Here is a 23,868-nt window from a genome sequence, read left to right on the forward strand (position 1 = left end):
TCAGAAATGCTCCAGCCTGGGCGGATCGGCTCTCTCAAACGTCAGTTGACGGCTGAAGTAAGAGCCTGTCGGAAGTCGAGCATCAGGTACCCCGGAGCCCCCGGCGGCGTGATCCGCTCACTGGCCTTCGTCCAAGGGGAGGTTCAAGCTACGACGCCACGGACGCTCCTGTCGACTATCTACTGGATCTCTGGCACCTATGAAGCACCTGGCGATCATCACCGCTGCCCTGCTCTGCACCGCCCTTCCCCTCCATGCTGCCGAGAAGCCGATCTCGACCGTCAACGGAACAGTCCATCTCGGCGGCGTTCTCGACACGGCCGACGCGAAGAACACGCCTGTCGTCCTGATCATTCCCGGATCCGGCCCCACCGATCACGACGGCAACAATCCGCTAGGGGGCAAACCGCAGTCGTACAAACTGCTCGCGGCGGCCCTCAATGAGCGAGGTATCACGGTAGCTCGCATCGACAAGCGAGGCATGCCCGGAAGCCAGAACCCTGGCGTCGATCCGAACAACGTCACTCTGGCGCTTTATGCGAGCGACACGGCGGCGTGGGTTGCGACGCTGCGCAAGGAAACCCATGCGCCTTGCGTCTGGCTTCTGGGACATAGCGAAGGCGGCCTGATCGCCGAGGTCGCCGCGGAGAACACTCCTCATGTTTGCGGCCTCATCCTGGCGTCGGCACCGGGGCAACCGCTGGATGCCGTGCTCCGCCACCAGCTCCATGCGAACCTCGCAGGCGGCCCACAGGCGGTCTTTCTTCCGGCGTTGGATAGTGCAATCGACCAACTCAAGCGAGGCCAGCATTTCGATGCGACGGCGTTGCCGCCTTTTGCCAAGGGGCTGTTTCGAGCGGAGGCCCAGGGCTATCTGATCGACCTGTTCGCCCACGATCCGGTGGCTGAATTGGCCAAATCAAAAGGACCGGCACTTGCCATCCACGGCAGCAACGACCACCAGGTCGATCCCACCGACGGAGCCCGGTTAAAGGCCGCGCGACCGGGCGTGGAATCGGTGGTGATCGATGGGATGAACCATGTGTGGAAGAGCGTCCCGGCCGGCGGCGGCCAGGATGCTCCGCTGTCACCGCCCTTCGTCGATGCAATAGCCGCTTTTGTGGAAGAGCATCGCCGATGAATCGGCTCCCACATCGCGCAATTCCAGGTTATGGCAAATCCGGGATCTGGCAGATCCGGGATCGGCAAATCAAGGCAGTTGCCTTTGGCGGCTCTAGGCGGTCACCTTGCCCTCGACGCGTTTGAGCAGCTCGTCCCAGGCGGTAACGAATGCAGCGCCGCCTTCGACCTGAAGCTGGATGGCCAGGGCGTCGACATCGAGGCCGCCTTCGCTGGCGGTACGTCGTAGCGCCGCGCCCGCATCACGATCGAGGCCAACCGCAGCTGGCACCTTTCCGTGGTCGGCAAACGCACGCAGCGTCGCATCCGGCATGGTGTTGATGGTCTCCGGCGCGGCCAACGCCGTGATGTATAGCGTGTCATCCGCTTCGGGATCCTTGACGCCCGTGCTTGCCCACAGGAGGGTCTGTGGCATCGCGCCTGCGGATGCGAGCGTCTTCCAGCGCTCCGATGCGAGCACGGCCTGGTAGGCATCCCATACGTCCGCGGCAACAGCCAGTCCAAGGCGGTTGCGAAGGTCGGCACGCCCCTGCTTGGCGGCTGCGGCATCCCAGCGACTGACAAACACCGACGCTACCGAGCGAACCTTCGGATCCAGTCCACCAAGAATGCGCCGCTCGATGCCACGCATATACGCCTCGGCCACGGCCAGGTACTGGTCGCGCGAGAACAACAGCGTGACGTTGATCGCGATGCCCTGGAAAATGGCCTCCTCGATGGCGACCGCACCTTGCGACGTGCCTGGAATCTTCACGAAGGCGTTCGGACGATCCATCTGCGCATGAAGCTGCTGCGCCCACTCCAGTGAGCCCTTCGCGTCATTGAGCAGGTAAGGCGACACCTCGATGGACACCCAGCCGTCCTTGCCGGCTGTCTTCGCATGGATCGGCGCAAAAAGATCGGCGGCGCGACGAAGATCCTGCACCATGAGCCGGAGCACGATCTCTTCGGGCGTGGCACCCGTCGCCCGCTCGCTGGCGATCTGGGCGTCATAGTCGGACCCACCTGCGACAGCCTTGGTAAAGATGGACGGGTTCGAGGTCAGGCCGGTGATCGAGAAGTCGCGGATGTACGTCTCGAGCAGACCCGTGTCGATCATGTTCCTGGAGATGTTATCGAGCCAGAGGCTCTGGCCGAGTTCCTGGAGTTTCGCAGTCGCGTTCATGGGCGGTCCTGTGTGTGACAGCCCTTGCGCCGGCCGGCTGCCGACGTGACTGCCAGGGTGACGAAAGGCGGGACCCCCTTTCGGGGGGCACCGGGCTTAAAACCACAAAAAACTACCGCATGGTGGAGCGCGCGGTATTGAAGAAACGTCTGTCGCGCGAGAACGGGCCGCCGCGCCATCAGGGCAACGACCCGCTCAGGCCGTCACTCCGCCGGAAAGTCCGAGCTCACCGAGAGCTCTTTCCACGCCGTGAAGTTGTCTCGCAGCGCGTCCAGACGCTTGATGCCCATGTCGTAGGCATCCGATCCCAGCAGCAGCCGGAGGGGCGGGTGCTCCGCGTCGACCGCCTGGATGATGGCCGCGGCGCCGCGCACCGGATCGCCCGGTTGCGTACCGGAATAGGCACGGGCCTGTTCGCGCCGTTTGCCCGCCGTCTCGGCATAGTCGTCGATGATGGTTTTCGACTCGATCACGGAGCGACCTGCCCAGTCCGTCCGGAAGCGGCCCGGCTCAACGATCGTGACCTTGATGCCCAGCGGCGCGACTTCCATCGACAGCGACTCGGAGAATCCCTCCACCGCAAACTTCGACGCGTGGTAGTAACCCGTCGCTGCGAAAGCGACCAGGCCGCCGATCGACGACACGTTGACGACATGGCCGCTGCGGCGAGCCCGCATGCCCGGTAGCACATGACGCGTCAGCGCGAACAGGCCGAACACATTCGTTTCGAACTGCCGACGGATTTCCGCGTCCTCACCTTCTTCGATCGCGGAGAAGTAGCCATAACCTGCGTTGTTCACGAGCACGTCGATATGCCCGAATCGTGCCTCGGCCGCAGCGACCGCCTCGTGAATCGTGTGCTCCTTCGTGACATCGAGCGCGAGAGGCAGCGCGCGGTCGGGATGCAGCGCGGCAAGGTCCGCGACCTGCGCGGGATTGCGGGCGGTGAGGGCGACGCGGTCGCCACGCTCCAGCGCCTGCCTGGCCAGTTCGCGCCCGAAGCCGGTGGAGCATCCGGTAATCAACCAGACTTTGGTATTCGACATGACAGTTCCTGTTGGGGAGAGGGAGAGGGCCGGCGAATCCGGCACCTGGACAGGATGATCCCGGCCTGGCCCGGGGTATACGCCGATGCTGCCAGCCTTTTGTACGATCCTGCCAAACTCATGCGTCACCCGTTTCCTTGCTGCGCCTTGCACCGCCATACTCAGCAAATGGAAAACCTTCTCGAGCCCATGTGCGCCATGGTGGAAAGGCATGCGAGCCAGCATCGCCAGGCCACGGCGATTCCCGGCCTGACCTTGTACCGGGCCGACCAACCCGTGCATCCGGCTCACACGTTCTATCAACCTCGAATGGTCGTAATACTGCGCGGCGGCAAGAGTGTGTCGGCCGGCGAGGCACCGTTTCTGGCTGATGCCTCCACGTTCCTTCTCGTCACGGTCGACCTGCCCGTCGCGACCCGGATCTTCCTCGCGGCCGACGGCGGCTCGCATCTTGCGATGACGCTCGACATCGACCGGGCACTGCTCGCAGCAACCATGCAGCGCGTGCCACCACAATCAGTCGCGGTGTCGCGGCCCGCTGGCGTCGTGGCGGCTCCGATGTCGGTTGAACTGCTTGAAGCATTCGCGAGATTGCTTGCCCTGCTGGACCATCCGGCGGACATCGGTTTCATCAGCCCGCTTATCCTCCAGGAGATTTACTACCGGGTCTTCCGCAGCGGTGTCGGCGGCGCTCTGACGCAACTGGCGCAGGGCACGTCCCACCTGTCGCAGATAAGCCGGGTAACCCACTGGATACGCGCCAACTACCAGCTGCCAATGAGCATCGACGCCCTCGCCGAAGCAGCCAGCATGAGCGTCACCTCGTTTCATCGGCACTTCAAGGCGATCACGCTCATGACGCCGGTGCAATACCGCACGCAGATCCGGTTGCAGGAAGCCCGGCGCATGATGATCGCCGAGGGCCAGCCGGCAGGTGTCGTGGCGGCAAGCGTGGGTTACGACACGCAGTCGCAGTTCACGCGTGAGTACAAGCGATTGTTCGGCGCGCCGCCGGTGGCGGACACCTCACGCCTGTCCGGCGGAGGTTGATTCCTTTCGCTCGTCAGGGTTTCGCTGGTTTCGCCAGGTTCGACACCAACGCCTTGTCCAGGCTCGCCGCGACACCGACGCTTCGTCCGGCAAGGTTGGCAACGGAGTAATGGACCGCGCTCCCCAGCACCTGGGCCGACTCCGAAAGCGTCAGGCCATAGTCCTGCGAGAGCCACTTGATCAGCCCGGTCGTGGCCGCGCGAGTCGCCTCATCGATCGACCCCGCCTGCCCCAGCACCATGATCTGCGTCGGCGATTCGACACGCGGAATCTGTACCGCTTTACCGTGGATGACGTCGACCGAGATCTCGACATCCATCGACGTCTCCAGTGCGTACTGCGAGGTCTCGCCATCGCCCTGGAGCGCGTGCGCGTCCCCGAAGTAAAGCAGCGCACCCGGCTGATATACCGGCAGGTAAACGGTATTGCCTTCGACGACCTGGTTGAAATCCATGTTGCCGCCAGAGCGGCCCGTATCACCTGTCGACACGGCAGGCGAACCGAAACCGGGTGCGACGGCCATGCCACCCAGCATCGGACGGACCGGTACGCTGTAATGCATGAGCGCGGGCGATGCATTCATCGGGCTGGCAACACCCTTTGCGATGTCGAGCTTCCACTTCACCGGCTTGCCCAGCTCCTGCGCCTTGCCGGCGAGCGACTGACCCAGTGCGGGCCCGACGATGCTGTCGAGGCTATCCGCATAATCGCGGTTGAGGCGAAGACGCTTGATGTGCACAGCCAGCGTATCGCCCGGCTCGGCCGACATCACGTAGAACGGACCGACCTGCGGGTTGCCGAACAAGGCAACCGTGTTGCCCTTCTCGTCCACGCCGCCCGAATCGATGGTTCGTGTCTTGATGCTGTCGCCAGGCCATACCGTGAGCACGGGTGTGCGGCTGGCTGAGAACTCGTTGGCATAGTCCTTCGGCGTGAACGTGTAGACCTTGGGGCCGTCCGCAGCGCGTTCGGGCAAGCGGCGGCCAGTGAACGTGTGGCTCACGCGCTTACCCGGACTGTTCGTATCCGGGTCATCCGCGGCGCCCGACAAAGCCGCCCCGTCGACGGTGGCCTTCAGATGGTAGGTCGCCTTGTCCGCATCGGTCACGGTGAAGTCCAGCAGGTTGCCCTGTCGGGTTCCCAACAGCGCGTCCCCGTCGAACGTTCCGCTCAGGGCCTGGCCATCCTGGTGAAGGCTCAACGTCTGGTACGCGGTGTTACCCCACATATCGGTCTTGATCAGCCAGGTTTCGATGGATGACCCGGTAGCGTGAGCCGCGAGGGGAAGACACACACCGAGCAGGACGAGGCGACGGAGCATGGTGATCCTTCATGGGAACGAGGCCTGAGCCTAGCAGTGCCCGCGGCTGCCAGGCATGTGGCTGATGGGCCAGAGGAGGTGCACGAGGCTGGCCATATAACGTGACGTGATGGCGTGACTGTTCGGACTATTAAGAACGTAATCTCTTGCCGGAAGCGTGAATCCGGACACGTTCGAAGCGCGGCAAGCGGGCCACCATGCAGCACCACACCACCCATTTGGACGTCCATGTCACTGAGAAAGACGCTCGCCGCGATGATAGCGCTTGCCTGCCTCCAGCCAGCCTTTGCATCACCCGCGGATGTCACCGATACGTCGACCGTCCTCGACAAGGTCTTCGCGGCCTACCAAGGGTGGTTCCACTGCCCTGGTGCACCGAGCCCGGAGAGCAACTGGTTTCACTGGACCTACATCTCGCAGATCGACCCCACCGCGACGAACAGTTCCATCCCCACCTTCCCCATCACCGATGAATACCCTGCCGAGGCGCTATGCCCCGCCCCGGGACTGACTGTCGGCGGAAAACAGGCAAACTTCTTCTCGTCGCTGAATGCCGGCACGGCACAGACGCATTTCCGCTGGATGCGCGAGTACGGTGTGGACGGCGCGATCCTCCAGCGCTTCCTCGGCTCGCTGGACATGCTCTACCAGGAGAACGACATCGTGCTGCGCAACGCGATGCAGGCTGCCGGCGATAACGGCCGCTCGTTCTTCATCGAATACGACGTGAGTGGCCAGTTCGAAAACACCGCCACGCAGGCAGACGAAGACGCCATCTTCAACAAGTTGACGGCTGACTGGCTGCACCTGGTCAACGACCTCCATGTCACCCGGAGTGCGATGTACCAGCAACAGGGCGGGCGCCCCGTCGTTTCCCTCTGGGGTATCGACCAGGGCGGAAGCGAAACCACCTGGCAGATGAAGCCGGCCCTTGCGTCACGCGTGATCGACTGGTTCCATAACGTCGCCCATGCGACGGTCATGGGCGGTGTGAGCAACACGTACCTCGAGCAGCCGGCATACGCGGACGTGGTGAAGAAGTTCGACATCATCCAGCCGTGGAACGTTGGCGTGTACCAGGACAGCGACCTGGACTGGTACGAAACCAATCGCACGCGCGTCCACCTCGCCGCTACGGCTGCCAATGGGCAGATCTATATGCCGACGATCCTCCCGGCATCGTCCAGCCGCGACCAGAGCAACGGCAACCTTCCCCAGGAAGGGGCGAAGAGCCTCGGTGGCAAGTTCTTCTGGGACCAGGCATACCGCGACCGCAGCGCCGGCGTGCGCACCGTCAAGATCGCCATGTTCGATGAGCTCGGCGAAGGCACCTCGCTGCTGAAGGTCGCATCGAACGCCTCGCAGGCGCCGTCGCAGTACCCCTGGCTCACGCTGGATGTCGATGGGTATCGCCTGCCAACGGACTGGAATCTGCGCATGACCCACGAAATCGCCGCGATGTTCCATGGCGACAGCCCGGTCACCGCGACCATGCCGACCGATCCCGGTCCGTTCGATGTCGTACCCGAATGCGGAGTGCTCCATCCGAACGAGGTGCTCGATCCCGCCCATCCGCTGACCTCGTGTGACGGCCACATCAGCCTGTCGCAAGATGCGAATGGCGACCTCACGGTCTATCGTGATGGTGCACGGCTCTATTCCAGCGGAACCGCAGGCCAACCCATCAAGACGACGATCATGCAGGGCGATGGCAACCTGGTCGAATACGACCAGAGCGGTCAGCCGCGCTGGGCCAGCGGCACCGCCGGACATCCCGGCGCCTATCTGTATCTACGCAACGACGGCACCACCTGGGTCGTCGACGCCGGCAAGCCCATCTGGCAAGCCACCCCATAACCCAGCTGCAGTTTTCTGTGGGAGCCGCTTCAGCGGCGATGGCCCGTTGGCCGCACACTTGGGCGTCTGGCGGGGAGACCTTGGCGCCCACCCTCGCTGCTCAGACAGTCCTCCGCGTTTCGTACCGGAAGGCCGCTACCGCGGCTCATGTACTTATCTGGCCTAAGGCCGCTCCACTTGTCCGGAACTCGCATCGAGGGTGGACACCAAGGTCTCTCACGACGATACGGTTGAGTGGAAGGAGAGCCAACAGCCAAAGCGGCGTTGCTTCGTCGGCTCGACCCGCACGAACCTCAGGGATGGAAAGAGCCTTCGGTGCCCACCCTCGAGGCGAGTTCCCGACAAGTGGAGCGGCCGTAGGCCAAATGAGTACATGGCCGCGCAGCGGCCTTTCCGATACGAAACGCGAAGGGGTGTCTGAGCAGCGAGGGTGGGCACCGAAGGCTCTGCGCCGACCGTACAGGCACCGAAGGCCCTGCGCCGCAACGCCTTCAGCTTCCCGGAATTCCGCAAAAAACCTGAAAAAACACCGCCAAGGCACACCCGGGCGGTGTTTCGCTTTCTTCAGGCAATACCGAGCAGATTCTGCAACTGCGCCGACACAGTCGACGCAAGCGTCGAAGCCGTCGAAGCCGTGCTCGCCGAAGCCGTCGTTGCGGCGGTTGGAGCGCCGGTCAACGGATCGGTCGACGTTGCCGAGGTCAGGCTATCGGTGAACGGCGAATCCGTCGTCGAGTCGGTGTCCGTGTTGAGCAGACCCTTACCGCCGCCGTGGCCGCCGTGGCCGCCGCGGACGTGCATCTGGGGCATGGGATTGACGCTGGGCGTCGAACCGATCGTAGTCATTTACGGTTTCCTTGCTGTGGTGGTTCTGCGTATCAGCAAGGGGTGTGCCAAGTGGGGTGTTTTGTCGAGAACGGGCGTTCGTGTCGGTGTGTTGACGGGTGGGAGACCGTCGCCGATGAATCGGCTCTCACAGAAGACTTTTCCGTCGGGAGTTTGACTGGAGGTGTCAAATAAAGCGCGGCGATTCCTTGCGTTATGCGTATGACGCTACGAATCGCCGCCTGAAACTACGAGCTATAAACGCTGGCGTTGTCAGCTCTTGATGAAGGCGAGAAGGTCGGCGTTGATCGTATCCGCGTGCGTGGTGGGCATGCCGTGCGGGAAGCCCGGATAGATCTTCAGCGTCGCATTTTTCAGGACCTTCGCCGAGAGCACGCCGGCGTCTTTGTAAGGGACGATCTGGTCGTCGTCGCCGTGGAGGACGAGGGCCGGCTTGTCGATCTTCTTCAGGTCATCGTTGAAGTCGGTTTCCGAGAAGGCCTTGATGCAGTCGTAGTGGGCCTTCGTGCCACCCATCATGCCCTGGCGCCACCAGTTGGTGATGACGCCCTGCGACGGTGTCGCACCCGGACGGTTATATCCATAGAACGGGCCGGACGCCACGTCCATGTAGAACTGCGACCTGTTGGCCGCCAACGCGGCACGCAGGCCATCGAACACGTCGATGGGCAAGCCGTCAGGGTTGGAAGCATTCTTCACCATGATCGGAGGGACGGCACTGAGAAGCGCGATTTTCGCCGTGCGGTCCTGGCCGTACTGGGCGACATAGCGAGCAACTTCACCGCCACCAGTCGAATGCCCGATGTGCACGGCATCGCGAAGATCGAGGTGTTCCGTCAGCGCCGCTAGATCCGCAGCGTAATGATCCATGTCGTTGCCGTCTTCAGTCTGGCTTGAACGGCCATGTCCACGACGGTCATGGGCGATCACGCGAAAGCCCTTGCTCAGGAAGAACAGCATCTGCGTGTCCCAGTCGTCCGCCGAAAGCGGCCAGCCGTGGCTGAAGACCAGCGGCTGACCCGTACCCCAGTCCTTGTAATAGATGGTTACGCCGTCTTTCGTCTTGATCGTGCCGTCCATACAACATTCCTCACGGGTGGGGTGAGTGAGGAATGTTTGTGCAAGCGAGGCCGGTTTTATTGAATAAACATCCTCTCAAACGTGATGCCCATCGTTACGCACGACCTCGGTCAGCTCGCCCGTGTCGATGTTGTAGAAAAAGCCGAACACGTTCACATGTTTCGGCACGCCAGGGCTGGCACGCACGAGGGCGACGTCGTAATGGAGCGAGGCTTCGTAGTCCGAGATGCTGATGCTGCCGCGGTCGTACTCCGAGGAGATATCAATGCCATGCTCATGCTCGAACGCGTTGAGCATGCCATCGGTGGTGAACGACGTCGCGCCACAGTAGGAGTGATGGACTACGACCACGTTCTCGAAGCCGAAAAGATGCTCCATGGTCGATATCGACTGCAGGCCCGCGACGGCGCGCCCGCCTGCCACCGACACGGCGAACAGCGTGCGCGTGTGACCCGCTTTGTTGCCGGCCTCGTCGAACACGTTCTCGCCAGGGTAGATTTCGCCCGGGAACCGTTTGGCGACTGCTTCAGGAATTTCGACGGCGCGCGGATCGAAGCAATGGATCACGATGGTCTTGAGGTTGATAGCCTGCGCGAACAGCTTGCGGAAGCTGGATTCGTCGAACCCGGGCATGGCGCTGAACACGTACTCACTGAACTTCGCTTTAGACGTGGACATGACGTATCTCCTGGTACGGGGAAATGGACCCTGTCGTGGGCCGGGAGATACCTATTATGAGAATGCGCAGACGACTGACAATGACGCCGCGGGTAATAAGGGCGCGATGACTGGCGTCGGCGCACTTGGCGCTTCACGGAGTTTCTATTACTCCGCAGGTCATTGACGTCCATGCCAGCACGTCGAATGCTTCTCCCTTCAGCCCAGGCGGAACCATGACATGACCACCCATGCAGGCAGCGCCACAGGCGAGCTCGGCCGTATCCTCAAGACCTGGCGAGGCATGCGTGGCCTCAGTCAGATCGAGCTTTCCCTGGACACCGGCATCTCGCAGCGGCACCTGAGCTTCATCGAGAGTGGCCGCAGCGCCCCGACCCGGCAGACGCTCATGGTCGTCGCCGATGGGCTCCGCATGCCTTATCGCGAACGTAACCAGCTATTGCTTGCCGCCGGCTACGCGCCGATTTACACGGAAGAATCATGGGACGCCGCCTCCTTCGCCATTGTCCGCCATGCCCTGGAAGGCATGCTCGCCCAACATGAGCCCTTCCCTGCCCTGGTCATGGACAGGTACTGGAACGTCGTCATGGCCAACGAGGCCACCAAGACGATGCTCGGATCCTTTGTCGACCTCGATCGCTGGTCGCGCCCTCGGAACATCCTGCAGATGATCTTCGACCCCGAGTGCCTGCGCCCGTTCGTTGCCGACTGGGAGCGTTTTTCCGCGGCGATGCTACAGCGCGTGCGCCGCGAGGCCGTCGGTGGCGTCATCGATGAAGGCACCCAGGCTCTCATCGACTCACTCAAGGCCTATCCGGACGTCGCGGAGGCCCTAAGCGACGGCGACGCTCCCGACCTTCCAGTCATTCCCTTCACCCTGGCCGATTCGAACCACCGTCTCAGCTATTTTTCGCTCGTCACAACGGTGGGCTCGCCCCGCAGCCCCAGCCCCCAGGAACTGAGGGTGGAATGCATGGTGCCGGTGGACGAGGCGACCAAGGCATGGCATCTGACCTTATGAAATGAGGGACCCGATAGAGGTGTGGGAGCGCGCTGTCGAGCGTTCTCAATTATTTCGTCATTCGTGACTGGTGGCACGGGCCGTTCCTCACGGCGACGAGCAGCATTCGGGCGACATGACCAAGCCCTCCAGAATCCTCATCGTCGCGGCCATCGCCTCGGCCTCCCTCGTGGTGGTCCTGCTCGCCGCGGGCACCGTCTACAACCAGTGGTCGCTTCGCCGGGAGCGCACGTTGGCCCATGCTCCCGGAGAGACGTATCAGGTCGACGGCTATGACGTGCACATGGTCTGCACCGGCGCAGGGTCACCCGCCATCATTCTAGATACCGGGCTTGGCGACGACTTCACGACATGGCTGAAGGTCCAGCCAGAACTGTCGAAGATGACACGCGTCTGCTCGTTCGACCGAAGCGGGTTCGGTACGAGTGCGATGACGCCGCGGCCGCACGATGCAGACACGCTCGCCAAGCAACTGCATGACCTGGTTGCGGTCGCCGCGATCGGCAAGCCCTTTGTCCTGATCGGCCACTCCATTTCCGGACTTTATCTTCGGGCCTACGCGAAGCATTACCGGAGCGAGCTCGCAGCGCTGGTCTTCATCGATGGTGCCACGCCACTGCAAGACGATCGCGTTCCACGCAGCCTCGTCGCTATCCAGAACACCCAGCGTGCTGAAATGCCCTGGCAGAAGCTGCTCATGACGATCGGCTGGTATCGCCTGCAAGGTGTCTGCTCGAATGTTCCCGCTGGCTTCGAGGCGTATGGCGCGGTGATCAAGGCGAACAACTGCGATCCCACACAATTCGACGCACTCGAAGCGGAACTCGACGCCGTACGCCAGTCCGGCGACGAGACCCGAAACGTGGGCCCCTTCCCCGGCCTGCCCGTCCTCATTCTCTCCCGCGACCCGGCATCCATGCCTTCGAACTGGCCACCCGAAGTCGCCAGGGCAAACTCCCTTGTCTGGAACCAGATGCAGGAAGAGAGCAAGGCGCTCTCGCCAATCAGCCGTCGCGTCATCGCCAAAGGCAGCGATCACTACATCCACGTGGACCGGCCTGATCTGGTCAATCGTGAAGTCGGTGCACTCATCCAGGCGCTGCGGCAAGGGAACGTCCCTTACGCCCAGGCAGATCCGACGACCGAACAATAAACGCTACTGACTCCTGGCGTTCGGTCGTGTGTTGCTGCGGTAGATCAAGAACAACGCCAACGCCAGTAACGCCATGGCGGCATAGCGCGAGCCACTCAACGAAATGACCGGGTTATTCAACCAGCCGAAGTTGTCGATGAGAAGGCTCATCAGAAGCTGACCACTGATGACCGAAACCGTGGCCGCGGCGGTGCCGATGCGCGGCATCGCAAACACGATGACCAGCATGTAGACCACGCCGAAGAAGGCGCCGGTCACCTGCCAGCGCGGTGCCGAAAACAACGTCATCGCGTGTTGCGGTTCAAACAGGAACGCATACAGGAAGCTAAGGAGCGCGCCGAGCGTAAAGGTGAGCCACGCGCTTTCCAGCACGCCAACCTGCGAGCCCAGGCGACCATTGATCGCGGATTGCGCACACAGGATGGCGCCACTGGCCACCACGATGAGGATCATGAGGATAAGCATGGAAGGGATCCTTAGTGAATCAGCCAGAGGGCGGCGAGAATCGCGACAAGTGCGGTGGCCCGATAGCCATCGACCTCGCGTTTTGCACTACCCAGCCAGCCGAAGTGATCGATGACCAGACTCGCGGCCACCTGGCCGAACAGGATGCCGACCATGGTCAGACCGACACCGATGAACGGCGTCGCGATCGTCAGCGCTGCGACGTAAAGCGGTCCAAGCACACCGCCCGTCAGCAGCCAGCGCGGCTGGGAGAACATCAGCGCCAGGCGCGGTCGGCCGAAGATGAGGCCAAAGGTAAGCAGCAAGGAACCGAGACCGAAGATGCCCAGGACCGCCCACGAGTGCCCCACTTCCTCGCCCAGGGGCCCGAGCAGGCCTGCTTCCACGGAAAGCCCCATGCCGGCCGCGACGACCAGGGGAATGAGCCAGACATGTTTCATGCAGGGGGTTCCACCACGAAGAGGCAGAAAGATAGGGTGGTGCCATGAAAGGAACAATGCGCCAGAATGAGAATACATTATTGCCTTGCGGACAACTCGATGAAGCTCAACGCCTTGCGTTACTTCGCCATGGTCGCTGCCACGGGAAGCTTCATCGCGACGGCACGTCACTTTCGGGTCCCCGCGTCATCGGTCTCCCGGCACATCGCCGAACTGGAAAAAGAGGTCGGGCAACAGCTGCTCTACCGGCACACGCGTGCGGTACGCCTGACCGACTCGGGCGAGCGCTATTACCTCACCGTGCGGGAAGCGCTCGATCTGCTGGACATGGCTGCGGAACAAGCCGCCGACAAGGACGCCGCGCCCAAGGGCCTGATCCGGGTGAATGCGCCCGTCGCCCTGGGCCGCCTGCACATCGCCCACCTGCTGCACGATTTGCAGAAGGAATATCCGGAACTGTCGGTCCAGCTGACCCTCACCGATGCTTTCATCGATCCTGTCCAGGAGGGTGCGGACATCACGGTGCGCGTCGGCACACTCGAAGATTCAGGGCTCGTTGCGCGGGCGATAGGCGGCCAGCGCTACATCCTCTGTGCGAGTCGCGCGTATCTGGACAGCCATGGCACGCCCGATAGTCCCGACCAGTTGAGCGAGCACAACTGCCTGGTCTATCGCGGCCAGTGGGGTGCGCAACGTTGGTATTTCCGTAAGCCCGGCGACGCACGCTATGAAGCGTTTGCCGTGACCGGGCGCTTTCAGAGCAACAACGCGGAGACGCTTGTATCAGCGGCAGAGGCATCACTCGGTATCGTCCTGTTCCCGACCTGGCTATTCCAGTCGGGGAGCTTCAGGAAGGCTCGCCTGGTGAAACTGTTGCCGGACTGGGAGGCATCCGTCGAAGCCGAACCGCCGGGGATTCATCTGGTCTCGCCGGAGAACCGCTCACGATCGAGGAAAGTACGTCTGGTGACGGACTTCCTGCTCGAACGCATCGGAAGTCCGCCGTACTGGGATCGTGTCTGACGCGGCTCTCATCGCACGCCTCGGTTTTCGATTCTCTGTGGGAGCCGATTCATCGGCGATGGGGTTGAGGCAACCTGGCTATCGCCGATGAATCGGCTCCCACACAAAGCATCACGGCATCAGGGCATCAGGGCATCGGGGCATCACAGTATTAATGTTCGATCGGCTCGTGGGAGATCACCGGCACCTCGCCCGGGTCGAGGCCCTTGTCCGGGCGGATGCGGAACCACAAGGCGTAAAGCGCCGGCAGGAACAATAGCGTCAGTACCGTGCCGCCGATGGTTCCGCCGATCAGGGTGAAGGCCAGCGAGCCCCAGAACACCGAGAAGGTCAGCGGAATAAAGGCGAGCACCGCGGCGAGTGCCGTGAGGATCACCGGCCGTGCGCGTTGCACGGTGGCCTCGACGACGGCGTGGTAGGTATCCAGGCCCTGACGCTGGTTGGTGTGGATCTGCCCGATGAGGATGAGCGTGTTGCGCATGATGATGCCGGCCAGGCCGATCAGGCCCAGGATGGCGTTGAAGCCGAACGGCTGGTGGAACAGGATCAGCGTCGGCACCACGCCGACCAGAGCCAACGGCGCTGTCGCAAGGATCATGAACATGCCGGCGATCGAGCGCACCTCGAAGATGATCACGATCATCATCAGCAACAGCATCACCGGGAAGACAGCGGCCAGAGCTACGTTGGCCTTGCCCGCTTCCTCCAGCGCGCCAGCGGTCTGGATCGAATAGCCCGGCGCCAGCGTGGTCATCAGCGGCTTCAGATCGTTGAGCACCTGCATCGAGACATCCGGCGGCTGGAACTCCTCGCCGATGTCTCCACGCACGGTGAACGTCGTCATGCGATCGCGGCGGCGCAGGATAGGATCTTCCATGCGAACTTCGGCATGTCCCAGCTGATCCAGGGGCAAGCGCTCGCCATGCGCCCCGACGAGGGTGAAGGCGCCGAGTTGCGCAGGGTCGAGCCGGGTCGGGCCGGAACTGCGTGCGACGACGTCGACCGAGCGGATGTCTTCGCGCACCTTCGTCACGGTAATGCCGGTGAGCAGGAACTGCAGCTGGTCGGCGGCGTCTCGCGAGCTGAGGCCAATGGCCTGCAGGCGATCCTGATCGAGCACGAGGTGCAGTGTCGGTACACGCTCGCCCCAGTCACTGTTGACGGTACGCATGCTCGGGTTCTTCTGCATCACGTCGCGGACCTTGGCGGCGAGTTCGCGCACTTTGGTTTCGTCGGGCCCGGACACACGGAACGCCACCGGGAACGGCGAGTAAGGACCGAACACGATCTGCGTGGCGCGCACGCGTGCTTCCGGGGCAAGCCCGTCCTGCACGGCCTTGCGGATGCGCCGTTTCAGCGTCTCGCGCGTCTTCTCGTTGTCCGTCAACACGACGATCTTGGCGAACGAGGCATCGGGAAGCTCGGGCGCGATCGCGAGGTAAAAGCGTGGCGCACCTTGCCCTATATAGCTGGTGACGATCTTTGCCTCGGGCTGCTTGCGCAGCCACGCTTCAACCTCGCCCACCGCCTTGCTGGTCGCCTCGATCGACGTCCCCTCGGGCATCTGCACTTCCACCAGGACTTCCGGGCGATCGGACGCGGGGAAAAATTGGTTCTTCACGAAGCCCATGCCCACGACCGCCAGCACGAACAAGCCGACCACGGTAAGCGCAACGGCCAGCTTGCGGCGCACTGCAAAGGCGATCAGCCTGCGCAGCTTCTTGTACCGCGGCGTGCCATAGATTGCCGCGTGACCCCCTTCCACCGGACGGATGTTCGGCAACAGCTTGACGCCGAGGTACGGGGTGAAAATGACCGCCACGAGCCAGGAGGTGAGCAGCGAGAACATCACCACCCAGAAAATATTGCCGGCATATTCGCCTGCACTCGACTTGGCAAAGCCGACCGGCATCAAGCCGATCGCCGTCACCAGCGTACCGGCCAGCATGGGCGCGGCCGTGTGTCCCCAGGAATAGGTCGCGGCCTCGATGCGATCCTTGCCCTCCTCCATCTTCACCACGATGGTCTCGATGACGATGATCGCGTCATCCACCAACAGGCCCAGCGAAAGAATCAGCGCACCGAGCGTGATGCGGTCGAAGTCGCGCCCTGTGACCAGCATGATGACGAACACGCCAGCCAGCGTCAGCGGCACGGCCGCTGCAACGACAAGGCCGACACGGAAACCGAGGCTGACCAGGCTCACCGCAATCACCACCGCCAGGGCGACGAAGAACTTCAGCATGAACTCGTCGTACGCCTCGGCGATATTCACCGCCTGGTCCGTGACCTTGGAGAAAGTCAGGCCCACGGGCATCGTCGACGAGATCGCCGATGCTTCTTTCTCCAGCGCCTTGCCCAGATCGAGGCCGTTGTACCGATCCTTCATCACCACGCCGAGAATGAGCGCGGGATCGCCGTCGTTACGGATGAGGAACGTTGCCGGGTCTTCATAGCCGCGGCGTACGGTGGCCACGTCGGCGAGGCGCAGCGTGCGGCCGTTGACAACCACCGGCGTGTCTTCGATGCGCGTGAGGTCGTCGAAGGCGCCATCCAGGCGGACGACGACGGACGGACCCTGGGTCTCGATCGAGCCGGCGGCGGCCAGCACGTTCTGTTTGTTGAGCGACTCGAAGATCGTCGTCGGTGCAATGCCCAGCGTGGCAAGCCGCTCATGCGAGAACTCCACGAAGATTTTCTCGGGACGCTCGCCGATGATGTTGACCTTCTTGACGCCCGGCACATGCAGCAACTGCTGGCGAACGGTTTCCGCCTCGCGCACGAGCAGACGGTGCGGTTCACCACGTGCCTTCAGCGCGTAGAGCGCGAATGTCACGTCGGCATATTCGTCGTTGACCAGCGGGCCAGAGACGCCTGGCGGAAGCTTTGCCGCTTCGTCGCCGAGCTTCTTGCGCGCCTGGTAGAACTCGCCTTCCACCTCGGACGGCGGCGTGTCGTCACGCAGCGTCAGGGTGGTAAAGGCCAGGCCGGGACGAGTGAAGGTTTCGCTGCGGTCGTACCACTTCAGTTCCTGCAGGCGCTTCTCCAGCGGCTCGGCAATCTGGTTCTGCATTTCCTCGGCAGTGGCGCCGGGCCAGGCGGTGACGACCGTGAGCACCTTCACCGTAAAACTCGGGTCTTCCGCGCGACCCAGGTGGAAGAACGCGAACAGTCCCGCCATCGATACCGCGATGATCAGGAAGAGCGTGACGGCGCGCTCGCGTACGGCGAGCGCGGAAAGATTGAAGCCGCTGCTCATTTCGCGGCTTCCTGTGTCTCGCCCGTGCGCACCTGCTCGCCTTCATGCAGCTGGTGCGCGCCCAGGGACACAAAGCGCTCGCCGGGCGTCAGCCCGCTGGTCACGACCACGGTTTCGTCGCTCAGGCTGCCCAGTTGCACGTGGCGCCAAGTGACCGCCGGCGTCTTGCCTTTCAACACCCACACACCCGGACCCGCACCGTTGTCGTACACGGCGGCGAGCGGCACCGTGGTCGCTGCGGCGCGACCGTCGGGAAGCCGTACGACGACCGTGGCGCCGAGCGGCGCGTCGGCGGCTTTGCCTTCCAGCACGTAGCGCGCCTCGAACGTGCGCGTCGCGGGGTCGGCAGCGTCGGACAGCACGCGTAGACGTGCCGGTCCCGCTTCGCCTGTTCCCCCGAAGATCGACGCCTGCGCCGTCGAACCGATGGCAGGACGCACGGTTTCAGGGAGGCTGACGAGTGCCTCGCGCGGGCCAGCATGCGCGAGGTGGATGACGATCTGCCCTGCCGCAACGACCTGACCCGGTTCGACCAGCGTGTCGATCACGGTGCCGTCGGCGTCTGCGACCAGCACGGAATAGCCCGCTTCGTTGGACGAGACCGACGCCTGCGCCTGCGCTGCGCGAAGACGCGCTGCACCGGCGTCGGCAGCGGCCTTGGCAAGGTCGTAGGCCGAGTGCGATACGGCGCCGGCGTCGACGAGCCCACGCAGACGTTTTTCATCGGCAGCGGATTGCACGGCCTGCGCACGCGCCGCTTCCACCTGCTCCGTCGACGCGGCATTGGCGAGCGCGAGGTCGGTGCGATCGATGCGCATCAGCGGCTCGCCCTTCTTCACGACCTCACCGGCATCCACGAGGCGCTCGATGACTTTCCCGGGAACCCGGAAGCCAAGCCCGCTCTGGACGCGGGCTGAAACGATGCCGGAAAAGGCACGCTCGCCCTGCGTGGTCGGGGCGACGGTGGCCGTGCGCACCAAAGGGGCCTGAAGGCGAGGATCCGCCTGCGATTGCGAGCAGGCGGCAAGCGCCAGTGCCAGGACAGCCGCCCCGGGAGGCAGCAAACGACGGATCAGGGGCGACGGATTCACGGCAGGCTTCCTTCAGGAAAGCCGTAGCTTCGCTTCTTGTGACCAATGTGTCAACTGGTCACTGGAAACTCAGTTCGTCCGTTTATGGCGCCAGACTACGCAGCACCAGACTGGTAACCGCAGGCAACCCATGCTCGATCTGGTCGAGGTTGTGCTGGAGCAGGAGCGGGTGCGTGAACGGCGACGTGGCCAGGCAAATGGCCCTCAGGACCTCGTCAGCCGGCGTCTTGCGTTCGAACTCGCCCGACTCACGTCCTTCCCTGATGATGCTGGCTAGCAACGCCTCGAACTCTACGACGTACGTCGTTGAACTTGCCCAGTTTTCCGCGCAGGAATACGTCACGATGTCGTAAAGCTGGCGGTCTTCGAAAAACTGCGCACGGTTCTCTTCCACTGCGGTGCGAAAGAGCACGCGCAGCTTCTCGTGTGCGCCCTGCGCGGCCTCGACAGCCTCCGTGATCGTGGCGAGCTGGGCCGACAGGCAGCGCCAGCAGATGGCTTCGCCAATGGCCTGCTTGGAATCGAAGAACTTGTAGATGTACGCCTTCGAGAAGCCGATGGCCTTCGCCAGGTCGGCAACGGTGGTCTTGGCGTAGCCGTAACGGCTGAAATGCGCGTCGGCGGCTTCCACGATCTGCTCGCGGATACCGGGAGCGCCCGTCGGGGTTGCCTCGGGTGTCGTAATCGCGTCGGTCATACGCAAGGATATACCGGATGCGGCGCTTCTTGACAACCAGTGACCATTTCGTATTCTGGTCACCTTCATTGTCCTGAGATGCCCCGATGACGCGCGCCCTCCTCGCCTCCCTAGCGACGGCCATTGCCCTGACCGGCTGTGCGGTCGGCCCCGACTACACCCGTCCGACGCTCGATGCACCACCTGCCCGCTTCCACGCTGTCGGCACCTTCGCTGGCAGCAACGCCGACCATCCGACCGCCGACCTCACGCAGTGGTGGGATGCGTTCGGCGATCCGACGCTCTCGCGCCTAGTCAGTCAGGCGATGACTTCGAACCTCACTCTCGAGCAGGCCCGCGCCCGCGTGAGTCAGTCGAGCGCCTACCTGACCTCGGCCACGGCGGCCTTGCTTCCGTCGGCCTCCGTCGAAGCCTCCGGTGCACGCGCACGGCAGTCCCTCGAAACGCCTTTGGGTCAGGTACTCGCCACCCAACCGGGATTCGATCGCTACGGCAACCAATATGACGGCAACCTCGTCGCTGGCTGGGAACTCGATCTGTTTGGCGGCCTGCGCCGTGGGCACGAGGCGGCGCAGGCCGATTTCGAAGCAAGTCAGGCCGGCCTGGTGGCTGCGACACTCGCCGTGCAGGCCCAGACCGCGGACACCTACGTCGTCATTCGCGGCCTGCAACATCGCCTCGCCGTTGCCCGCGACCAGGTCACCACGCAGACGCGCCTGACCGACACCATTCGCCTGCAGTTCAACGCCGGGGTCGCACCGGAGTTGCAGTTGAACCAGGCCGAAGGTGCACTGGCGCAGGTGAAAGCCACGGTGCCCGAACTCGAGAGCGGTCTCGAGAACGCGATGAACGCCCTCGACGTCCTGCTCGCACGCCAGCCCGGGTCCTCCCAGGACGAACTGCGCACCGTCACGCCGATGCCGCAGGCGCCGAACATCGGCGATGCCGGCGGTCCGGCCGATCTGCTTCGTCGTCGCCCCGACCTCATCGCGGCTGAGCGTCAGCTAGCCGCTTCCAACGCCCGCATCGGCCAGGCAATCGCCGAGTACTACCCGACGTTCTCCCTCTCGGCCCTGATCGGCACCTCCACGACGACGGCCGGTAGCCAGTTCTCCAGCGCAGCCAACCAGGCGCAAGGCGTGCTTGGCCTTCGCTGGCGGCTGTTCGACTTCGGCCGTGTGGACGCCGATATCCGCGCCGCCAAGGGCAAGAAGGCCGAAGCCCTCGCCACATATCGACTGGCCGTGGTGCGCGCCTCGGAAGATGTCGAGGACGCCCTCACCGCCGTGGTGAAGCGACAGGAGCAAGCGACCATCCTCGACGGTGGCGAGACGTCGCTGGCCAAGGCCGAGGTCGCTTCTGAGAAGGCCTATCAGGGCGGCGCCGTCAGTCTCATCGAAGTGCTCGATGCGAACAGCCGCCTGCTCGCGACGCGTGACGCGAAGGTTCGCGCGCAGACGGAGTCGATCCGTGCCGCCATCGCAACGTTCCGCGCCCAGGGTGGCGGATGGAATGCCCCTGGCTCAGGCCAGCGGGTCGCTGACGCGGGGAAAGAAATCTAGCTCGCGTCGCCGCGTGTAGACAATCTCAGCGAAATTCATCTGGATCGCGCCGGGCGTCGCCACGGAAATGATGTGGTCGGCGATCGGCGCGAAGTTGGTGTGGAAGTGATGGCTGGACTTCACCGCGATCAATCGTTTCCCTCTCAGATCGATGCCCAGTCCGGTGAACGCGTCCGGAGAGAACACCTGTCCCCGGATCGAGTTGACCACCACGTCGATGCCATCGCAGGACAACCAGACCGATAGCCCCATCGGTTCGGGGGTTCCTCCCAGCCCCACCTGGGCGTGTGATTCACGCAGGGCTCGTACCGTCACCATCACGTCGAGCGGATCGCCGGATGAGGCGCCACACTTGCCGCCCAGACGGAGCATGAGACACGCGCCGACGCCGGCTTCCGCGCACACCAGCGCGCTCATCGGATCCCATATCGCGCCGAAGGCGGCGTCTTCGAGACCGCGCGCCAGCATCTCGCGAAGCAGGCTGACGTTGTCACCGGGCGCACCGCCGCCCGGGTTATCAGCGGTATCGGCGATGACGACGGTCCCCGACAATGTCGCTGCCTGGTCGAGGGCGTCGGCGATGTTCGGCATGCGCGGCAACAAGGCCTCGCGCTGCGCATAGATGCGCCTGCCGAGTTCTTCAGCCATGCGTACGGCCAGTGCTTCGTCGCCATCGGCGATGACCAGCATCTTCGATCCGGTTTCCGCGGTATCCCCCCAGGGGAAGCCATGCACGAAGCTCACTGACAGGATGCCGGGCCGTTGCTCCGCCTCGCGCAAACCCGCCAGCAGTTCACTCATTACCTCGCCGGTGGTCGGATAGAAGCCGATCATGCGGCAGTCGAACACGGCGCTGACCGGCTGCAGGCGACCCAGCGCTTTGCCGACGCAGAGCGCGTACAGCTCCCTCGCGCGGTCGACGTAATCCACATGCGGATACTCCTTCATCAGGATCACCGCGTCAGACGCATCGACCAGCGCCTGCGAAAGATGGCAATGCGGATCGAGCTCAACGCCTATCGAGGTTTCCGCCCCGCAGCGCGCGCGTAACCGGGCGACCAGGTCGGCTTCGCAATCGTCACAGCCTGTGGCGACCATCGCGCCATGCAGGAGCAAAAGGATCACGTCGAACGGCCCCTCCGCCACCGCCTGCCCCACGATGTCGTCGCGCAACGCTTCCCAGACATGCTGGACAGTCGGTCCTGACGGCTCCGCGTTGGCGAACAATCCCTCGACAAGCTCGTGTCCGTCTGCCGCCGCCAGTTCTCCGAAAAGCCGCGCTACCAGTCCATTCGTACCGTGGTCCGCAACACTCGCGTTGCCTCGGTACAGGCCACCCTCTTCAAACCCGCGCAGGCCCGTGGGCCATGGTGCGAACGTATTAGTCTCGGTGGACACACCTGCTACGAATATGCGCATGGATAAGTTATCTCATACGTGATAGTTAGGTATCTTACAAACGAACTTGTTATATCACGAACCAAAGGAATGCTTCATGGCCACTCCACACCTCAGCCCCTTCGTCGACACCGGCTCCCTCGTGTTTCTCTCCGGCCAGATCGCCTTCGACGAGAACGGCGTCATCACTGGCGACGTCGCCGCCCAGACCCGTCGTTGCCTCGAGCGTCTCGAGGGCGTGCTCCGCGATGCGGGGCTCACGCTGTCGCAGGTGGTCAAATGCACGATCTGGCTTCGCCATGAGCGTGACTTCGCTGCGTTCAACGACGCTTACGCCGGCTACTTCGGTTCGCACAAACCGGCACGTTCCACTGTCATCAGCGGCCTCGCCCTGCCCGACGCGCTGGTCGAAATCGAGGCCATCGCCAGCCGGAGCGCATGACGATGCAGGAGGCGATTTTCGACATAGCGATCATCGGTGGCGGTATTGCCGGTGCCGCGGCCGCCGCCAACCTGGCGCCGCATGCGCGTGTGCTGGTACTGGAACGGGAGAGCCAGCCCGGCTATCACGCCACCGGCCGTTCGGCGGCACTGTTCTCGGAGATCTACGGCAACGCATCGATCCGTGCACTGACCCGTGCCAGCCGAGCCTTTCTCTGCACGCCACCGGAAGGGTTCGCTGAGGCCTCACTGGTGTCGCCGCGCGGTGCACTTTACGTGGCCACGGCCGAACAATTGAGCGCACTGGAGGCCTTCGCGTCGCTGCCGGACGTCGCCGCTGGCACCCGCCGGCTAGACGCCACCGAAGCGCGCGCTCTCTCGCCGAGCTTGCGCGAGGATTACGTGGCAGCCGCGGTCTATGAGCCGGACGCGCAGGACGTGGACGTCCATGCCTTGCACCAGGGCTTCCTGCGATGGCTGCGCGAGCGCGGTGGCAAGCTGGTGAACAACGCCGGCGTGACGTCCCTGCAACGGCAGGACGACGCATGGACCATTGGTACTGAGTCCGGCGAGTTTCGCGCGCGCGTGCTGGTCAATGCCGCGGGCGCCTGGGTCGATGAGATCGCCCACCTCGCCGGGGCCGCGTCCATCGGCATCCAGCCGCTGCGACGCACGGCCTTTATGGTCGATGCTCCGGCAGGCAGCGACTCCGATCACTGGCCGATGACGATCGACATTGACGAGACGTTCTACTTCAAGCCGGATGCCGGCCGTCTGCTTCTGTCTCCGGCCGACGAAACACCGAGCGCGCCCTGCGATGCGTTCCCCGACGATATGGATGTCGCCATCGCCGTGGACCGCATCGAGCAGGCCACGACGCTTCCAATCACCCACGTGCGCCAGAAATGGGCAGGTCTGCGCAGCTTCGTCGCCGACCGCAGCCCGGTGATCGGTCATGACCCGCTCGTCGCGGACTTCTTCTGGATTGCCGCGCTGGGCGGCTATGGCATCCAGACGGCACCCGCCGTTGGCCGTCTTGCTGCAGCCCTGATTCAGGGACACGACGCACCGTCGGACCTGGTGGCGCTCGGACTCGACATGGCGTTGATCACGCCGGAGCGCCTGGCCTGACGGC

General features: G+C 63.5%; 21 protein-coding genes. 9 read left to right on the top strand and 12 right to left on the bottom strand.

Annotated elements, in window-relative coordinates:
* The first annotated feature begins 199 nt into the window (after positions 1–199).
* Entirely contained in the window at positions 200–1,141 is a 942-nt protein-coding gene (locus ACVWWJ_RS11240) for an alpha/beta hydrolase (RefSeq protein WP_456967856.1), read from the top strand.
* 93 nt (positions 1,142–1,234) lie between these two features.
* Here the strand turns inward: ACVWWJ_RS11240 and tal are convergent, their stop codons facing one another.
* On the bottom strand, positions 1,235–2,305 hold the full coding sequence (gene tal, locus ACVWWJ_RS11245) for a transaldolase (RefSeq protein WP_159891214.1): 1,071 nt from the start codon (positions 2,303–2,305) through the stop codon (positions 1,235–1,237).
* Positions 2,306–2,508: 203 nt separating this feature from the next.
* Positions 2,509–3,351: an oxidoreductase gene (locus tag ACVWWJ_RS11250; protein WP_456967857.1), complete on the bottom strand. Its 843-nt coding sequence runs from the start codon at positions 3,349–3,351 to the stop codon at positions 2,509–2,511.
* Positions 3,352–3,519: 168 nt separating this feature from the next.
* Between ACVWWJ_RS11250 and ACVWWJ_RS11255 the strand changes: the two genes are divergently transcribed.
* On the top strand, positions 3,520–4,401 hold the full coding sequence (locus ACVWWJ_RS11255; RefSeq protein ID WP_456967858.1) for an AraC family transcriptional regulator: 882 nt from the start codon (positions 3,520–3,522) through the stop codon (positions 4,399–4,401).
* A gap of 13 nt (positions 4,402–4,414) precedes the next feature.
* Here the strand turns inward: ACVWWJ_RS11255 and ACVWWJ_RS11260 are convergent, their stop codons facing one another.
* Positions 4,415–5,722 carry an acetamidase/formamidase family protein gene (locus tag ACVWWJ_RS11260; protein ID WP_456967859.1) on the bottom strand — a complete coding sequence of 436 codons (1,308 nt, stop codon included), beginning with the start codon at positions 5,720–5,722 and terminating at the stop codon, positions 4,415–4,417.
* 228 nt (positions 5,723–5,950) lie between these two features.
* Here ACVWWJ_RS11260 and ACVWWJ_RS11265 point away from each other — a divergent pair, with 228 nt between their 5' ends.
* Entirely contained in the window at positions 5,951–7,579 is a 1,629-nt protein-coding gene (locus tag ACVWWJ_RS11265; protein WP_456967860.1) for a hypothetical protein, read from the top strand.
* 564 nt (positions 7,580–8,143) lie between these two features.
* Here ACVWWJ_RS11265 and ACVWWJ_RS11270 read toward each other — a convergent pair.
* From ACVWWJ_RS11270 to ACVWWJ_RS11280, 3 genes are all read right to left on the bottom strand, one after another.
* Entirely contained in the window at positions 8,144–8,425 is a 282-nt protein-coding gene (locus ACVWWJ_RS11270; RefSeq protein WP_456967861.1) for a hypothetical protein, read from the bottom strand.
* Between the two features lie 252 nt (positions 8,426–8,677).
* Positions 8,678–9,505: an alpha/beta fold hydrolase gene (locus ACVWWJ_RS11275; RefSeq protein ID WP_456967862.1), complete on the bottom strand. Its 828-nt coding sequence runs from the start codon at positions 9,503–9,505 to the stop codon at positions 8,678–8,680.
* Between the two features lie 75 nt (positions 9,506–9,580).
* Complete coding sequence (locus tag ACVWWJ_RS11280) at positions 9,581–10,183, bottom strand: hypothetical protein (protein ID WP_456967863.1); 603 nt, start codon at positions 10,181–10,183, stop codon at positions 9,581–9,583.
* Positions 10,184–10,403: 220 nt separating this feature from the next.
* On the opposite strand from ACVWWJ_RS11280, the gene ACVWWJ_RS11285 reads away from it, so the two are divergent.
* Positions 10,404–11,204, top strand: coding sequence for a helix-turn-helix domain-containing protein (locus ACVWWJ_RS11285; RefSeq protein ID WP_456967864.1), 801 nt, complete (start codon positions 10,404–10,406; stop codon positions 11,202–11,204).
* A 115-nt stretch (positions 11,205–11,319) separates the two neighbouring features.
* A complete protein-coding gene (locus ACVWWJ_RS11290) occupies positions 11,320–12,357 on the top strand; it encodes an alpha/beta fold hydrolase (protein ID WP_456967865.1) in 1,038 nt (345 codons plus the stop codon).
* A gap of 3 nt (positions 12,358–12,360) precedes the next feature.
* Here ACVWWJ_RS11290 and ACVWWJ_RS11295 read toward each other — a convergent pair whose 3' ends face one another.
* Positions 12,361–12,822 carry a DMT family transporter gene (locus tag ACVWWJ_RS11295; protein ID WP_159891234.1) on the bottom strand — a complete coding sequence of 154 codons (462 nt, stop codon included), beginning with the start codon at positions 12,820–12,822 and terminating at the stop codon, positions 12,361–12,363.
* Positions 12,823–12,833: 11 nt separating this feature from the next.
* Positions 12,834–13,262, bottom strand: coding sequence for a DMT family transporter (locus ACVWWJ_RS11300; RefSeq protein ID WP_159891236.1), 429 nt, complete (start codon positions 13,260–13,262; stop codon positions 12,834–12,836).
* Between the two features lie 66 nt (positions 13,263–13,328).
* Between ACVWWJ_RS11300 and ACVWWJ_RS11305 the strand changes: the two genes are divergently transcribed.
* Positions 13,329–14,285, top strand: a complete 957-nt coding sequence (locus ACVWWJ_RS11305) for a LysR family transcriptional regulator (RefSeq protein ID WP_456967867.1) — start codon at positions 13,329–13,331, stop codon at positions 14,283–14,285.
* Between the two features lie 151 nt (positions 14,286–14,436).
* On the opposite strand, the gene ACVWWJ_RS11310 is transcribed toward ACVWWJ_RS11305, so the two are convergent.
* The 3 genes from ACVWWJ_RS11310 to ACVWWJ_RS11320 form a co-directional block, all read right to left on the bottom strand.
* The gene (locus ACVWWJ_RS11310) at positions 14,437–17,544 is read right to left on the bottom strand and encodes an efflux RND transporter permease subunit (RefSeq protein ID WP_456967869.1); all 3,108 of its coding nucleotides are present in this window, start codon (positions 17,542–17,544) and stop codon (positions 14,437–14,439) included.
* Positions 17,541–18,635, bottom strand: coding sequence for an efflux RND transporter periplasmic adaptor subunit (locus ACVWWJ_RS11315; RefSeq protein WP_456967870.1), 1,095 nt, complete (start codon positions 18,633–18,635; stop codon positions 17,541–17,543). The genes ACVWWJ_RS11310 and ACVWWJ_RS11315 overlap by 4 nt, the downstream gene beginning before the upstream one ends.
* Positions 18,636–18,717: 82 nt before the next feature.
* The gene (locus ACVWWJ_RS11320) at positions 18,718–19,332 is read right to left on the bottom strand and encodes a TetR/AcrR family transcriptional regulator (protein WP_456967871.1); all 615 of its coding nucleotides are present in this window, start codon (positions 19,330–19,332) and stop codon (positions 18,718–18,720) included.
* A gap of 86 nt (positions 19,333–19,418) precedes the next feature.
* Between ACVWWJ_RS11320 and ACVWWJ_RS11325 the strand changes: the two genes are divergently transcribed.
* On the top strand, positions 19,419–20,894 hold the full coding sequence (locus ACVWWJ_RS11325) for an efflux transporter outer membrane subunit (RefSeq protein WP_456967872.1): 1,476 nt from the start codon (positions 19,419–19,421) through the stop codon (positions 20,892–20,894).
* On the opposite strand, the gene ACVWWJ_RS11330 is transcribed toward ACVWWJ_RS11325, so the two are convergent.
* On the bottom strand, positions 20,856–22,313 hold the full coding sequence (locus ACVWWJ_RS11330; protein ID WP_456967873.1) for a M81 family metallopeptidase: 1,458 nt from the start codon (positions 22,311–22,313) through the stop codon (positions 20,856–20,858). The genes ACVWWJ_RS11325 and ACVWWJ_RS11330 overlap by 39 nt on opposite strands.
* Positions 22,314–22,389: 76 nt before the next feature.
* Here ACVWWJ_RS11330 and ACVWWJ_RS11335 point away from each other — a divergent pair, with 76 nt between their 5' ends.
* Both ACVWWJ_RS11335 and ACVWWJ_RS11340 read left to right on the top strand, forming a co-directional pair.
* Positions 22,390–22,734, top strand: coding sequence for a RidA family protein (locus tag ACVWWJ_RS11335; RefSeq protein ID WP_456967874.1), 345 nt, complete (start codon positions 22,390–22,392; stop codon positions 22,732–22,734).
* Positions 22,731–23,864 carry an NAD(P)/FAD-dependent oxidoreductase gene (locus tag ACVWWJ_RS11340; protein WP_456967875.1) on the top strand — a complete coding sequence of 378 codons (1,134 nt, stop codon included), beginning with the start codon at positions 22,731–22,733 and terminating at the stop codon, positions 23,862–23,864. Before ACVWWJ_RS11335 ends, ACVWWJ_RS11340 begins: the two co-directional genes overlap by 4 nt.
* Positions 23,865–23,868 lie beyond the last annotated feature (4 nt).

This window comes from Luteibacter sp. HA06 (assembly GCF_054061215.1).

Bases quoted from the DNA above. Each gene is read 5' to 3' on its own strand.
- ACVWWJ_RS11280 (WP_456967863.1), bottom strand. From the start codon at position 10,183: ATGTCCACGTCTAAAGCGAAGTTCAGTGAGTACGTGTTCAGCGCCATG.
- ACVWWJ_RS11265 (WP_456967860.1), top strand. From the start codon at position 5,951: ATGTCACTGAGAAAGACGCTCGCCGCGATGATAGCGCTTGCCTGCCTC.
- ACVWWJ_RS11250 (WP_456967857.1), bottom strand. From the start codon at position 3,351: ATGTCGAATACCAAAGTCTGGTTGATTACCGGATGCTCCACCGGCTTC.
- ACVWWJ_RS11240 (WP_456967856.1), top strand. From the start codon at position 200: ATGAAGCACCTGGCGATCATCACCGCTGCCCTGCTCTGCACCGCCCTT.
- ACVWWJ_RS11270 (WP_456967861.1), bottom strand. From the start codon at position 8,425: ATGACTACGATCGGTTCGACGCCCAGCGTCAATCCCATGCCCCAGATG.
- ACVWWJ_RS11305 (WP_456967867.1), top strand. From the start codon at position 13,329: ATGAGAATACATTATTGCCTTGCGGACAACTCGATGAAGCTCAACGCC.
- ACVWWJ_RS11275 (WP_456967862.1), bottom strand. From the start codon at position 9,505: ATGGACGGCACGATCAAGACGAAAGACGGCGTAACCATCTATTACAAG.
- ACVWWJ_RS11310 (WP_456967869.1), bottom strand. From the start codon at position 17,544: ATGAGCAGCGGCTTCAATCTTTCCGCGCTCGCCGTACGCGAGCGCGCC.
- ACVWWJ_RS11300 (WP_159891236.1), bottom strand. From the start codon at position 13,262: ATGAAACATGTCTGGCTCATTCCCCTGGTCGTCGCGGCCGGCATGGGG.
- ACVWWJ_RS11330 (WP_456967873.1), bottom strand. From the start codon at position 22,313: ATGCGCATATTCGTAGCAGGTGTGTCCACCGAGACTAATACGTTCGCA.
- ACVWWJ_RS11255 (WP_456967858.1), top strand. From the start codon at position 3,520: ATGGAAAACCTTCTCGAGCCCATGTGCGCCATGGTGGAAAGGCATGCG.
- ACVWWJ_RS11340 (WP_456967875.1), top strand. From the start codon at position 22,731: ATGACGATGCAGGAGGCGATTTTCGACATAGCGATCATCGGTGGCGGT.
- ACVWWJ_RS11335 (WP_456967874.1), top strand. From the start codon at position 22,390: ATGGCCACTCCACACCTCAGCCCCTTCGTCGACACCGGCTCCCTCGTG.
- tal (WP_159891214.1), bottom strand. From the start codon at position 2,305: ATGAACGCGACTGCGAAACTCCAGGAACTCGGCCAGAGCCTCTGGCTC.
- ACVWWJ_RS11325 (WP_456967872.1), top strand. From the start codon at position 19,419: ATGACGCGCGCCCTCCTCGCCTCCCTAGCGACGGCCATTGCCCTGACC.
- ACVWWJ_RS11295 (WP_159891234.1), bottom strand. From the start codon at position 12,822: ATGCTTATCCTCATGATCCTCATCGTGGTGGCCAGTGGCGCCATCCTG.
- ACVWWJ_RS11260 (WP_456967859.1), bottom strand. From the start codon at position 5,722: ATGCTCCGTCGCCTCGTCCTGCTCGGTGTGTGTCTTCCCCTCGCGGCT.
- ACVWWJ_RS11285 (WP_456967864.1), top strand. From the start codon at position 10,404: ATGACCACCCATGCAGGCAGCGCCACAGGCGAGCTCGGCCGTATCCTC.
- ACVWWJ_RS11290 (WP_456967865.1), top strand. From the start codon at position 11,320: ATGACCAAGCCCTCCAGAATCCTCATCGTCGCGGCCATCGCCTCGGCC.
- ACVWWJ_RS11320 (WP_456967871.1), bottom strand. From the start codon at position 19,332: ATGACCGACGCGATTACGACACCCGAGGCAACCCCGACGGGCGCTCCC.